At 64.2% G+C, this 13,228-nt stretch carries 7 protein-coding genes and 1 pseudogene; 6 read left to right on the top strand and 2 right to left on the bottom strand.

Translation table 11 applies throughout. The features are described 5' to 3' along the window. Positions 1-19 precede the first annotated feature (19 nt). Both JQ639_RS11580 and JQ639_RS11575 read right to left on the bottom strand, forming a co-directional pair. Positions 20-3,253 (bottom strand): non-ribosomal peptide synthetase, encoded by a 3,234-nt coding sequence (locus JQ639_RS11580; RefSeq protein ID WP_211966237.1) that lies wholly within the window; start codon positions 3,251-3,253, stop codon positions 20-22. A 39-nt stretch (positions 3,254-3,292) separates the two neighbouring features. After that, complete coding sequence (locus tag JQ639_RS11575) at positions 3,293-4,936, bottom strand: methionine--tRNA ligase (RefSeq protein WP_211966236.1); 1,644 nt, start codon at positions 4,934-4,936, stop codon at positions 3,293-3,295. 769 nt (positions 4,937-5,705) lie between these two features. On the opposite strand from JQ639_RS11575, the pseudogene ppc reads away from it, so the two are divergent. The 6 genes and pseudogenes from ppc to JQ639_RS11545 form a co-directional block, all read left to right on the top strand. Beyond that, positions 5,706-8,441 (top strand): annotated as a pseudogene (ppc, locus tag JQ639_RS11570) (phosphoenolpyruvate carboxylase); the annotation flags it as partial. Positions 8,442-8,563: 122 nt separating this feature from the next. Beyond that, positions 8,564-9,448 carry a dihydrodipicolinate synthase family protein gene (locus tag JQ639_RS11565; protein ID WP_211966234.1) on the top strand — a complete coding sequence of 295 codons (885 nt, stop codon included), beginning with the start codon at positions 8,564-8,566 and terminating at the stop codon, positions 9,446-9,448. Positions 9,449-9,570: 122 nt separating this feature from the next. After that, positions 9,571-10,257 carry a glutathione S-transferase family protein gene (locus tag JQ639_RS11560; protein ID WP_211966233.1) on the top strand — a complete coding sequence of 229 codons (687 nt, stop codon included), beginning with the start codon at positions 9,571-9,573 and terminating at the stop codon, positions 10,255-10,257. Between the two features lie 147 nt (positions 10,258-10,404). Continuing rightward, positions 10,405-11,670 carry a hypothetical protein gene (locus JQ639_RS11555; RefSeq protein WP_371745057.1) on the top strand — a complete coding sequence of 422 codons (1,266 nt, stop codon included), beginning with the start codon at positions 10,405-10,407 and terminating at the stop codon, positions 11,668-11,670. Positions 11,671-11,773: 103 nt separating this feature from the next. Beyond that, positions 11,774-12,262, top strand: a complete 489-nt coding sequence (locus JQ639_RS11550; protein ID WP_211966583.1) for a glutathione peroxidase — start codon at positions 11,774-11,776, stop codon at positions 12,260-12,262. A gap of 33 nt (positions 12,263-12,295) precedes the next feature. After that, a complete protein-coding gene (locus JQ639_RS11545; protein ID WP_249123057.1) occupies positions 12,296-13,072 on the top strand; it encodes an SDR family oxidoreductase in 777 nt (258 codons plus the stop codon). The last annotated feature ends 156 nt before the right edge of the window (positions 13,073-13,228 follow it).

The raw sequence follows: 13,228 nt of genomic DNA, 5'->3' as shown, positions 1-13,228 counted from the left end.
TCTGTTCGCAGGCGCCTGACTAGCGCGTGATGGTTCGCGGCCGCGCGACGATCTCGTCGTCGAGCTCCTTGTCTACGGCCTGCCGTGCGGCCTGGATCGCGGCCGCCAGTTCGTCGAGCACCGGGGTCCGGAAGACCTGCCGGATCGAGAGCACCACGCCGATCTCGGCGCGGATGCGCGCAATCAGGCGTGTCACCAGCAGCGAATGGCCGCCAAGCTCGAAGAAGTTGTCGCGGGCGCCGGCCTGCTGGATGCCGAGCAGGTCCTTCCAGATTTCGGCGAGCCGGGCCTCGTCGGGCGTGCGCGGCGCAACGAAGCCGGAGCGCGACGAGGTCGCCGATGGTGCAGGAAGGGCCGCGACATTGACCTTGTTGCTGTCCTTGAGCGGCAGCCGCTCCATCCGCACGAAGGCACTTGGAATCATGTGATCGGGCAGGCGGGGCCCCAGATAATCGACGAGTACCGGTGCGAGGTCGACAATGCCGTCGGCAACGACATAGCTGACGATGCGTCGATCGCCGGGCCGGTCCTCGCGGACGATGGTGACGGCGTCGCTGACCGCGGGGTGCTGCTTGATGGTATGGGAGATCTCACCAAGCTCGATGCGGAAGCCGCGCAGTTTGATCTGCATATCGCGCCGGCCCTGGAACTCGACGTTGCCGTCGGGAAGAAAGCGGCCGATATCGCCGGTCTTGTACATTCGTGCGCCGATGTCGTCGGCGAACGGGTCCTGGACGAACTTCTCCGCCGTCAGCTCCGGGGCCTTGAGATAGCCGCGCCCCACGGCGTCGCCGCCGATGCAGATTTCCCCGGGAGCCCCGATCGGCATCGGATTGAGGTTGCTGTCGAGGATATAGACTTTCGCGCCCGGCATGGCGCGGCCGATCGGAATGACCGGCGGCTGCGGGCCGCGCTGGCAGTGGTAGTAGGTGTTGTGGATGGTGGCCTCCGTCGGCCCGTAGGCGTTGTCGAGGCGGGCGTCCATCTTGTCGAAGAAGCGTGTCACCAGCTCGGCTGACAGCGGTTCGCCGCCGCAGATCACCCAGCGCACCGATTTGTTGAGATCTTCCGCGTTAGGTTCGTCGAGTACCAGCTGCAGCATGGGTGGCAGCAGGCAGACATAGGTAACCCCGGCCTTGACCATTGTGTCGATCAGGTACGCCGCGTCGCTGTGGCTGTCCGGCTTGATCATCGCCACCCGGCCGCCGCTGACCAGTGGCATGAAGAATTCCCAGACCGACACATCGAATGTGTAGGAGTGGGTCTGGAAGAAGCAGTCGGCCGGGCCGAATTCGTACTGGAGCGCCATGCCCCAGAGGTGGTGGATGACCGAGCGATGCTCGATCATCACGCCCTTTGGTCGCCCGGTCGAGCCGGACGTGTAGAGCACATAGGCGAGGGAGCGCGATCCCTGTGTCACGCCGGGATTGCTTTCCTCGGCAGGAGTGTCGAGGTCGGCTGCGGTATCGATCACCAGCGGGGTTGCGCCGGCCGCTGTCAGGGCGTCCACCGAGGATGCGTGGGTGAGCACGACCAGCGGATCAGCGTCACGAACGATATATGACAGGCGCTCCGCGGGAATCCTGGGGTCGATCGCCAGATAGGCGCCGCCGGCCTTGAGCACGGCCAGGATGCCGACAATCATGTCCAGCGATTGTTCGACCATCAGGCCGACGATACGCTCCGGCTTGCAGCCGAGCGCGATCAGGCGATGCGCCAGACGGTTGGCGCGGCGGTTGAGTTCGCCATAGGTGAGGTGGCCGTCGCCGAACAGGATGGCGGCTGCATCCGGCGTCTTCGCGACCTGCTCCTCGATCGCCTGGTGGATCAGCTTGTCCCTGGGATAGTCGAGTTCCCAGCTGTTCCAGTCCTGGACAATGGTCTGGTAGTCACGCTCGTCGAGCAGCTTGAGGTCCCGCAGCCGCGTTGATGGCCGGGCCGTCGCGTCGTCGAGCAGCACGCGATAGTGATGGATCAGGCGATCGATGGTCGCGTCGTCGAACAGGTCGCTGCGATACTCGATGCCGCCGCCGATGGTTCCACCGGCCTCCCACATCGACAGCGACAGATCGAATTTGGCGATCGCCGGCGACGTGACAATGCCGCCGTCCTCGGTGGCCGCACCGCCGACGTTCAGCTCGGCGAACTGATCAGTCACGAAGTTCTGGAATGCGACCATCACCTGGAAAACGGCATTGTGGCTGAGGCTGCGCGGCAGGTTGAGCTGCTCGACCACGAGCTCGAACGGAACATCCTGGTTGGAATAGGCGTCGAGGGTGGTGTCGCGAATACGCTCGACGATGTCCTCGAAGCTGGCCTCCGACTGCAGCTTGTCGCGCAGCACGAGGTTGTTGAGGAAGCACCCGACCATGTTCTCGAGTTCGATCCGGGTACGGTTCGCGACCACGGTAGCGATGACGATGTCATCCTGCCCGGTCATGCGGTACAGCAGCGTCTTGAACGCGGCGACGAGCACCATGAACACGGTCGCATGTTTGTGCCTGGCCAGCGCCGTCACCTCGGTGGTGACGCGGGCCGGAATCGAGAACAGCTTGACCTTGCCGGCGGTGTCCGGGCTGCCGGTGCGCGGCCGATCGAGCGGCAGTTCGATGACCGGAGGCGCATCCTTGAGCTGCTTCAGCCAGTAGGAAATCTGGTTCTTGATCTTCGGGCTGTTGCTGCGCGACCGCTGCCAATCGGAGTAATCGGCATACTGGATCGGCAGCGGCGGCAGGCTCGACTCGCCGCCGGCGAGGCCATCAGTGTAGAGACGGTCGAGATCGTTGGCGAGAACGGTGGTCGACCAGCCGTCGCTGATGATGTGGTGCATCACGATCATGACCGACAGACGGTCTGGGGAGGTCCGAATGGCCTTGCAGCGGATCAGGGGTCCCTGCTGCAGGTCGAACGGAACATGCAGCTCATCGTCTGTCAGCCGCTGCACGGCAGCTGCGCTGTCAGCCTCTTCGAGATCCGAAAAGTCGATCAGAGGGATGTCGATTTCGGTCGGTGGCGCATGAATGACTTGAAACACGACACCGTCACGCTCGATGAAGGTGGTGCGCAGCACCTCATGGCGTTCGAGCAGCCTGAGCATCGCCTGACGCAGGGCGTCGACGTTGGCTGGCTCCGGCAGGCTGTGATTGAACAGGATGTTGTAGGCGCCGCTGCCGGGAGCCAGCTGATGGACGAACCAGATTCGTTCCTGGGGATAGGACGCGCGAACTTCGTTGACGGCTGCTGTGTCTGACATTGCACCGGTCCGCTGAATGACGTGTCAAAAAGGGCGATCTCAGGCCGCGAGCACCTTGTCTTGCGGCAGAGACGACGAGAAATAACCGAGCGTCGAAAGCCGAAGTGATCCGCCGGGCGTCAGCAAGCGCGGCAGGCTTTCCCACTCTGCATGGTCAATCGGAGCGTCATGGCCGAGATCGGCCCAGAGGCGTGCAGAGAAATGTGGCATCACGGGCCGCGCGGCCAGCGCCAGCGCGCGCGCTGCAGCCAGCTCGAGGGCGATATTGGTGCGATGCTCGTGCTGCCGATGCGGGTTGCCGGCGTGATGTGCATGCGCGGCGGCGAACGCAGTCGCCTCGCGCACCAGCTCGCCGAGTTGGCGAACGGCGCGATGGGGCGAGAAGCCATCGAGTTCGTAGGACGCACGGGTCTCGGCCACCAGGGTCGTCAAGCGCTGGTAGAAGCGGGACTGATCCGGCTGCCAGGTCTCGGCATGCGGGACGGGATGGCTCGCGGCCTTCTCGGCGAGGGCTTTCAGCCAGTTGTCCCAGGTGCCAGCCAACTCGCCGCGCAGGGTTTGCAGGAACTCGGCGACGGTAAAGTTGGTCTGTTCGCTCTCGGGCCGCGTCAGGCACAGATGAAAGCGCACGGCGTCGCTGGAATGCTCGTCGAGAAACTCCGATGCCCACAAGGCGTGCTTGCGGCTGGTCGAGAACTTGCGGCCATCGAGCCGGTAGAACTCGTTGACGATGAAGCCTTTCGGCGGACGGATGGCCGGATCGAAGGCGTGGAACAGCGCCGGAAACAGCACGATGTGGAAATAGGCGGAATCAAAACCGAAGCACTGGATGACATCGGCCTGCTGTGTCCAGAACTCGCGCCAGTCGGGTCCGCCCTCCTCATGGAGCATGTCGCAAACCGCGAGATAGTGCGGCCCGAGTTCGAACCAGGCGGAGATGCACTGGGTCTCGAAACCCTCGATCGGCGCAGCAATCCCCCATGCCGCGGGCTGGGTGACGGCCACGTCCGGAAGATCACGCGCGAGCAGTGCATCGCATAGCGCCCGCGCATGGGGATTCATCACCGCCGACTGTGCGTAGTGGCGCAGATAGTCCCGGTAATCGTTGAGCGGGAAGAACAGGCGCGTCGATGGTCGGCTGCCCCTGGGCGGATCGCCGCACGCCGCGCAGCGCGGATTGACCAGGTCCGATCCCTTGTTCGGATGTCCGCAGGCCTCGCAGATGCCGCCATCGGAGCCTGCGCCGCAGTGTGCGCAGGTGCCTTTGATATGCGCCTCGAACAGCATGCGGTCGCAGGTTTCGCAGTAGGGCACATCGCTGGTCCGCGCGAACAGGGCGCCTTTTGCATGCAGCGTGGCAACGAAGTTCCGCAGGAACCGGATATAGCGCGGCGAACGTGACGGCTGGCCGAAAAGGTCCATCGCGACGCCGGCCTTGTCGAGACTGTTCTTGATGACGCGGCCGTACTCATCGGCCACGTCCTGCGGCGTGCGTCCGGTCTGTGTCGCCTTGAGTGCGACATAGCTTTGGTGATCGTCGGCGGCGGAGACATAATGAACGTCTCGCCGCTGCATCCGGAGATATCGTGTGTAGATGTCGCCGGCGGTATAAGGACCTGACAGATGGCCGAGATGCAAATCGCCGTTGGACGTCGGCGGGCCTGCGGTGACGAGTGTACGCACGTGCACCCCCACTCAAAAAATTGATAAAATATGCAAACTTGAAAATATGGACTGAGCGTATCCCACTCACGGTAGCATGACAAGATTACATGTCCGTGAAGTTGTAGGCCTGATCGTCGCGGCCCCGCTCTCGTTGCACTTTGATCTTCGCTGCTGCGCATCGATGCCAAAAAAATGAGCGTCACGAACGCCGTGACGCATTCCGTTCGGCAGCCAGCGACAAGCGGGATCGCGCGAGATGTTGCGCGAGGCAACGCGTGATGTCACGAAGCGTTTGTTGTTGCGGATGCGACCAATCAGAGGCGTGCCGGCAAACCATTGCGGCGCGCTCGTGCACCATCTCATCAGAATTGACGATGCGGAGGTGAAGCGTCGCGAGCAGCTGAGTTGCGCTGTCAGCGTTGCGCGCAGGTGCGGCTGTGAGGTGGCCACGTGTGGTCGCGCGAAGCGGTCCACGTCATGTCGCTCCGGCGTGACCACACCGTTCGAAATTGGAATGCAGGTTTTGCCCGTCGCGGGCGACCTTCGCAACGCCGCTTCGGCGAAGCTGCGTTGCGCGGCGCATATATAGAGTGTCGCGGTCGATGGGGTGGCTGGCGACGGCAGCGGCCATCATTGCCCTGCGGGTCTCTTGCATCCGCCCCCCGTGTTGTAGGACACTCGATTTGTGCGCTGCGGAATCGCTGGCGAGGGAGTAGCTATGTCGTTGAACGTGAAGACGTCGGGCGAGACGCGTGCGTCGGGTGAGGACATTTCCGTCGCAGGGTTCGAGGACGCGCAGCTTCGCAACGATATCCGGCAACTCGGCCGTATCTTGGGCGACACCGTGCGCGACCAGGAAGGCGAAGCGGTGTTCGACCTCGTCGAGCGTATCCGTCAGACTTCAGTGCGCTTTCATCGCGACGAGGACCAGGATGCCCGTCGCGAGCTCGATGACATTCTCAACGGTATGTCGACCAGCGACACCGTGCGCATCATTCGCGCCTTCAGCTATTTTTCCCACCTCGCCAATATCGCCGAGGATCAAAATCACATCCGCCAGCAACGCTCGCGGGTGCTGGCCGGGCAGCCGCCGGAGCCGGCGACCATCGAGGCGGCGGTCGCGCGCGCCCGCAAGGCCGGCAAGAGTGTCGACGAACTCCGTCGTTTCTTCGATGCGGCCCTGGTGAGCCCGGTGCTGACCGCCCATCCGACCGAGGTCCGGCGCAAGAGCACCATCGATCGCGAGATGGAGATCGCCGGGCTGCTCGACCGCAGCGAGCGCACCAAGCTCACCGGCGACGAGCGCAAGGAGGTCGATGAGCAGTTGCGCCGGGCTGTGCTGACGTTGTGGCAGACCAATCTCTTGCGGCGCACCAAGCTCACGGTGCTCGACGAGGTCGCCAACGGGCTGTCGTTCTACGACTATACGTTCCTGCGCGAGCTGCCGCGCCTGCATGGCGCGTTGCAGGACCGCCTGCAGCCGGACGACGGAACCGCCGTCGGCGAGGCCGCCGAGCTCGCCTCGTTCCTGCGTATCGGTAGCTGGATCGGTGGCGACCGGGACGGCAACCCCTTCGTCACCGCGGACGTGCTGCGCGACACCCTGCGGCTACAGAGCAGCCGCATCCTGCACTTCTATCTGGATGAGCTGCATGAACTCGGTGGGGAACTGTCGCTGGCGGCGCAACTCATTGACGTCTCGCCCGATCTCGCGGCGCTGGCGCAGCAATCGCCGGATCCGTCGCCGCATCGCCGCGGCGAGCCCTACCGGCTTGCGATTTCCGGCATCTATGCGCGGCTTGCCGCGACGGCCACCGCGTTCGGCGGGCCCGGCACCGAGCGGCGCCCCGTCGGCAAGGCCGAAGCCTATCCGGACGCGGCTGCGTTCCGCGCCGATCTCGATGTCATTCATCGCTCGCTGATTGCCAACAATTCGGCGGTAATCGCTCGCGGGCGGCTGCGGTTGCTGCGCCGGGCGGTGGATTGTTTCGGCTTCTATCTTGCGACCCTCGATATCCGGCAGAACTCGGCCGTGCACGAACGCACCATTGGCGAGTTGATCGGTGCCGCCAGCGGGCTGCTCTATGCCGATCTCGACGAGGAGGCCCGCATCGCCCTTCTCGCCGGGGAACTGGTCACGGTGCGGCCCCTGGTGTCGCCGTTCGTCGACTATGGTGCAGAGGCGCAAAGCGAACTGGCGGTGCTGCGCGGCGTCGCGGAGGCACACAAGCTGCTCGGCGAAAAGACGGTCAGCCAGTGCATCGTCTCGATGACGGAAGGTGTTTCGGACCTGCTGGAGATCGCGGTGCTGCTCAAGGAGGTCGGCATCATCGATCCCGCGGGCACCAGCCGGATCAATGTCGTGCCGCTGTTCGAGACCATCAAGGACCTGCGTGCCTGCGCCGGCATCATGGACCGGTTGCTGTCGCTGCCGGCCTATCGCCGGCTTGTCGACAGCCGCGGCGGGATTCAGGAAGTGATGCTAGGCTACTCCGACAGCAACAAGGATGGCGGCTTCGTTACCTCGGGCTGGGAGCTCTACAAGGCCGAGATCAGCCTGATCGAAGTGTTCCGCCGCCATGGTGTGCGGCTGCGCCTGTTCCACGGCCGTGGCGGATCGGTCGGCCGCGGCGGTGGGCCGAGCTATGAGGCCATCATTGCCCAGCCCGGCGGCGCGGTGAACGGCCAGATCCGCATCACCGAGCAGGGCGAGATCATCTCCAGCAAGTATTCCAATGCCGAGGTCGGCCGCCGCAATCTCGAGATTCTGGTCGCGGGCACGCTGGAGGCGAGCCTGATCCAGCCACAGCAGGCGGCGCCACGCGAGGAGTACCTGGTCGCGATGGAAGAGTTGTCGGCGCTGGCGTTCGACGCTTACCGCGATCTCGTCTACGAGACCGAGGGTTTCCAGGACTATTTCTGGGAATCGACCGTGATCTCGGAAATCGCCACCCTCAACATCGGCAGCCGGCCGGCCTCGCGCAAGCAGACCCGCCGGATCGAGGACCTGCGCGCCATTCCCTGGGTGTTCAGCTGGGCGCAGTGCCGCCTGATGCTGCCGGGCTGGTTCGGCTTCGGTACCGCCGTCGAGACCTGGCTCGCCCGCCATCCCGACAAGGGCATCGCGCTGTTGCAGGAGCTCTATCGCGAGTGGCCGTTCTTCCGCACGCTGCTGTCCAACATGGACATGGTGCTGTCGAAGAGCAGCATCGCGGTCGCCTCGCGCTATGCCGAACTGGTGACCGACAAGACGCTGCGCGACACCATTTTCCAGCGCATTCGTAGCGAATGGCAGACGTCGATCAGGCGGCTGCTGCAGATCATGGGGCAGGACCGCCTGCTGCAGAGCAACCCGCTGCTCGAGCGTTCGATCCGCAACCGTTTCCCCTACCTCGATCCGCTCAACCACACCCAGGTCGAGCTGCTCAAGGCGCATCGTGCCCACAGCACCGACGAGCAGGTGCTGCGCGGCGTGCAGATCACCATCAACGGGATTTCGGCGGGGCTGCGCAACAGCGGATAAGGGCATCCGTGCACGCCTGCCGGTGTCTTCGTCCAAAGTGCGACGCGCCGCGCCCTTGACGGAATGGCGGGACCGCCCGTTTGATGGGTATCCCGGCATTATCGAGATGGCATTGCGCGACCATGACCTCCACGGCGGACTTCCACGGCGTCTTCCCCTATCTCGTCTCACCCATCGATAGCGGCGGAGAGATCCGTGTCGGCGTGCTGGCGCGCCTGTGCGACGATCTCGTCAAGGCCGGCGTGCATGGCCTGACGCCGCTCGGCTCCACCGGCGAGTTCGCCTATCTGAATGCGACGCAGCGCACGGCAGTGGTGCGCACGACGATCGAGGCCGTGCATGGCCGCGTCCCCGTGATTGCGGGCGTTGCCTCGACATCGACCGCCGATGCGGTGGCGCAGGCGAGGGCTTACCAGACGCTGGGAGCCGACGGCATCCTGGCGATCATGGAAGCCTATTTCCCGATCGGCGAAGCGCAGGTCGAGAGCTATTTTCGCGCCATCGCCGACGCCGTCGACATTCCCGTCGTGATCTACACCAATCCCCAGTTCCAGCGCTCCGACCTGTCGCTCGACGTCATCGAGCGTCTGTCGCGTCATCCGCGCATCGGTTACATCAAGGATGCCTCGACCAACACCGGGCGGCTGCTCTCGATCATGAATCGCTGCGGCGACGATATCCGTGTGTTTGCGGCCTCCGCCCATATTCCGGCGGCGGTGATGCTGATCGGTGGCGTCGGCTGGATGGCGGGGCCGGCCTGCATCGTGCCGCAGCAGAGCGTGGCGTTGTATGATCTCTGCAGGGCTGGCCGCTGGGATCAGGCGCTCGTCCTGCAGCGCAAGCTTTGGCGCATCAACGAGGCTTTCGCGCGCTTCAATCTCGCGGCGTGCATCAAGGCGGGCTTGTCGGTTCAAGGATATGAAATCGGCGATCCGGTGCCGCCGCAGGCGCCGCTGAACGATGCCGAACGAATGATCGTGAAGCATCTGCTCGATCAACTCGCCTGACGTCACGTTGACAAAGAGCAGTCCGACACGACCATGGTCTTCCGCTGCCAGCGCGGCTGGGATAACAACGCGTCGATATGCCGTGACGGCAACGTATCGTTCAACCCCGTGGGAGGCCTGTCGTGCTCAAGTTCTATTTCAATGGTTCCCCCAATCCGACCAAGGTGGCGCTGTTTCTCGAGGAGACCGGCCTGTCCTATGAAGCGATTCCGGTCGACACCCGCAAGGGCGAGCAGTTCAGGCCGGAGTACCTCGCGATCAATCCCAACGGCAAGGTGCCGGCGATCGTCGACGGCGGCGTGACAGTGTTCGACAGCAATGCCATCCTGCTCTATCTCGCGGAGAAGACCGGCCAGTTCCTGCCGGCGAACACGCCGGCGGCGCGTGCGGAACTGCTGTCGTGGCTGATGTTCGCGGCGACCGGCGTCGGCCCCTATTCCGGACAGGCGGTGCACTTCCGGCACTTCGCGCCGGAGCAGCAGTCCTATGCGCTCAACCGCTATCTGTTCGAGGCCCAGCGTCACTTTGCAATTCTCAACGATCGCCTGGCGGAACGCCGCTATATGCTCGGCGACAGCTACACCATTGTCGACATGGACGTGTGGGGCTGGGCGCGGATGATCCCGTTCGTGGCCGGCGACGAGGCATGGGCGAAGCTGCCGCACCTCAAGCGCCTGGTCGACGAGATCGGCGCGCGTCCGGCGGCGGCGCGAGCGGTGGCGCTCAAGGATACGCATGCGTTCAAGACGGTGATGGACGACGAGGCCCGCAGCCACATGTTCCGCCATCTGGCGCAGGCTGCCGGCTGAGGTCTCGTCGGCCGTGACCGCCGGTCCGCACTGCAATGCAGATGAACGGAGCGTCACTTGTACGGTCGGTGTCACCGTGGGGTGGCGCGCCGTTTTGCCTCGCGAAACCCTGCAGGGAACAGCCGGCAAATCAGTTATGCTGGCGGCATGTCGAATCAAACGCCTTCCCGACGCAGCGATACTGCGTGTGACACTGCGTCGATCCATCGGCGGCGCGCGCTGATCCTGTGTGGCGGCGCCGCGCTTGCCGCCGTGTTGCGGCCGGTTCCGCTGCGCGCGCTGCCGCTTGCAGCGGCTTCCGATCACGGAGAGATCGCGCTCGCCCAGTTCTTCACCTCGCCGGCGGTCGCCGAATACAAGCGACGTCTCGCCGAGTACAGGGAGGCCCGCGCGGCCTTCGACGCCGACGCGTCGGCCTACTGGAGCGCGGTGTCCGAGAAGCGCAAGACCCGCAACGCCAAGCGACGCGACGGGGTCGAGGTCACCGGTGATGACTATGTGCTGGAGCAGCCGCCGGTCTACAGCGGGCCCAAGCGGCCGGTGAATCCGGAGCCGGAACCCGAGCCCGAACCGGGCAAGGAGACCCGGCCGCCAAAATATATTCCGGTGGTCGCCGATTTCGTGCGTGCGGCGGGCCAGCATTTCCAGTTCAGTCCGCAGCGGCCTGCGGCCGAGGTCGACTTCAAGCGCGCCTACGTTCGCGCGGCGACGGCCGAAGGGCTGACGCGCGACCAGATTGTCCGCGTCTATGCGTTCGAGACCGGTGGCAACGGCCGCTATGACATGCAGTCGGGCTTCATCTCGGGCAAGCCCGGCGGTCGCGCCATCTCTACGGCGATCGGCTACAACCAGTTGCTCACCACCAACACGGTGGAGCTGCTGGCGGAGCGCGGCGATCATTTCATCAAGGTGCTGAGCGAGCGTGCCCGCACCCTGACCGGACCACCACGCAAGGCGATGGATCACAAGATCGGCGTGCTCAAGCGCATGGTGGCTTTCAGCCAGACCGTGCCGGACAACTGGAGCGACCACGAAAGGCTCGCCAACACCGAGCAGGGCTGGGGCACCCATGCCATGGTGCTCGACATTGATGTCGGGCCCTTGTTGCAAACCCACAAGCTGCTGACGTCGGTGATCTTCGCGCGCAAGAAGGGCGTGGCGCGCCCGCTTGCGGCCGCAGAGCTCGAGATGATGAACCTGACGGGCGACGGTACCGGTCTCGATATGGTGACGATGCCGCAGAGCCTGCGCGAGGTGGTGCCGACTTCGAATTTCTTCCAGCGCGGCGGCTATGAGCGCAATCCCGTGGCGGTGCGCCACAACACGGTCGCGAAGCTGTTCACGGTGATGAATGCCCGCATGGATAGCGCCCAGGGCGCGCCGGGCTCGCGGGAATTCCAGACGTTGTTCTGAGCAGCTAGCCCCGGCGATGATTCTGACGAGCGTTTAAAACACCCGCCAGTGTTGACGCGCCGACCGCTTGCTTTACATGGAAGGTGTGGCGACGGAGCACCCCATGGCCAATGTGTATGACTTTTCAGCGCGCTTGCTCACCGGCGAAGAGACGCCGCTGCAGCGTTTCGCGGGTCAGGTCCTGCTGATCGTCAATACGGCCAGCCAGTGTGGTTTCACACCACAATACGAAGGTCTGGAAGCGCTGCACCAGGCCTACGCGCCACGCGGGTTCTCCGTGCTGGGTTTCCCGTGCAACCAGTTCGGGCGCCAGGAGCCCGGATCGGCGGAAGAGATCGCGAGCTTCTGCACGACCAGCTATCATGTGACCTTTCCGCTGTTCGCCAAGATCGACGTCAACGGCGCCAGCGCGCATCCGCTCTATGACCATCTCAAGGCTGCGCGGCCGGGATTGCTGGGCTCGCAGGCGATCAAGTGGAATTTCACCAAGTTCGTGGTCGACCGGCATGGAGCGGTCGTGGCTCGCCATGCGCCGACGGTGCCGCCCCGGTCGTTGACCACTCAGATCGAAGAGCTGCTGGCGGACAAATAACACGGCCGCGACAGACGGCGGGGGAGAGACGACATGAAGGTGGAAGAATTGTTCTCGGTTCGCGGCAAGGTCGCGCTGGTCACGGGCGGCAGCCGCGGCATTGGCGAGATGATCGCGCGTGCGTATGTCGAGAATGGCGCGCGGGTGCATATCAGCGCGCGCAAGGCCGACGCCTGCGATGCGCTGGCGAAGGAGTTATCGCAGTTCGGCGAATGCATTTCCATTCCGGCTGATATCTCGACCATGGAAGGCATCGCGCATCTCGCGGCCGAATTGGGCAAGCGGGAAACGCGCCTCGACATTCTCGTCAACAATGCCGGCGCCTCCTGGGGCGCGAGCTTCGCCGAATTCCCGGAAAGCGGCTGGGACAAGGTGATGGACCTCAACGTCAAGTCGGTGTTCTTCCTCACCCAGCGGCTGCTGCCGCTGCTGGAGGCGGCGGGTTCGCCGGACTTCAATTCCCGGGTCATCAACATCGGCTCCATCGAAGGCATTCGCACCACGCATCTCGAAGCCTATTCCTATGCGGCTTCCAAGGCGGGCGTGAATCATCTGACACGGTTGATGGCCAAATTCCTGGCGTCGAAACACATCGCGGTGAACGGCATTGCGCCGGGCTACTTCCCCTCCAAGATGACGGCAGGCATTTCCGATGAGGACAATCGTGAGACGCTGGCCGGCACGCCGCTGAAGCGGATGGGACAGCCCGACGACATGGCCGGCATCGCGCTCTACCTCGCCTCGCGCGCGAGCGCATTCGTCTGCGGTGCGGTGATCCCGGTCGACGGCGGTCTCGCCACCACCGCGTGACAGATTTGTGACATTCGATCCGGCGGTGCCGCTCAGGCGCCGTTTATCCCGCGGGTTCCGTCCCGCGGATGATGACATGCGCGTGATCTCGACGCAGGTGGCGGTCTTTATGTACGCGACACTGGCTTCTGCAGACGAACTCTGGCACATTCGGCC

Origin of the sequence: Bradyrhizobium sp. U87765 SZCCT0048 (assembly GCF_018131225.1) — a bacterium.
Lineage (GTDB): Bacteria > Pseudomonadota > Alphaproteobacteria > Rhizobiales > Xanthobacteraceae > Bradyrhizobium_A.
The sequence above is the reverse complement of the archived record's forward strand: the minus strand, read 5'-3'. Positions and strand labels throughout refer to the sequence as shown.

Excerpts from the sequence above, each read along its gene's own strand:
- JQ639_RS11545 (WP_249123057.1), top strand. The coding sequence starts at position 12,296 with ATGAAGGTGGAAGAATTGTTCTCGGTTCGCGGCAAGGTCGCGCTGGTC.
- JQ639_RS11580 (WP_211966237.1), bottom strand. The coding sequence starts at position 3,253 with ATGTCAGACACAGCAGCCGTCAACGAAGTTCGCGCGTCCTATCCCCAG.
- JQ639_RS11555 (WP_371745057.1), top strand. The coding sequence starts at position 10,405 with ATGTCGAATCAAACGCCTTCCCGACGCAGCGATACTGCGTGTGACACT.
- JQ639_RS11550 (WP_211966583.1), top strand. The coding sequence starts at position 11,774 with ATGGCCAATGTGTATGACTTTTCAGCGCGCTTGCTCACCGGCGAAGAG.
- JQ639_RS11565 (WP_211966234.1), top strand. The coding sequence starts at position 8,564 with ATGACCTCCACGGCGGACTTCCACGGCGTCTTCCCCTATCTCGTCTCA.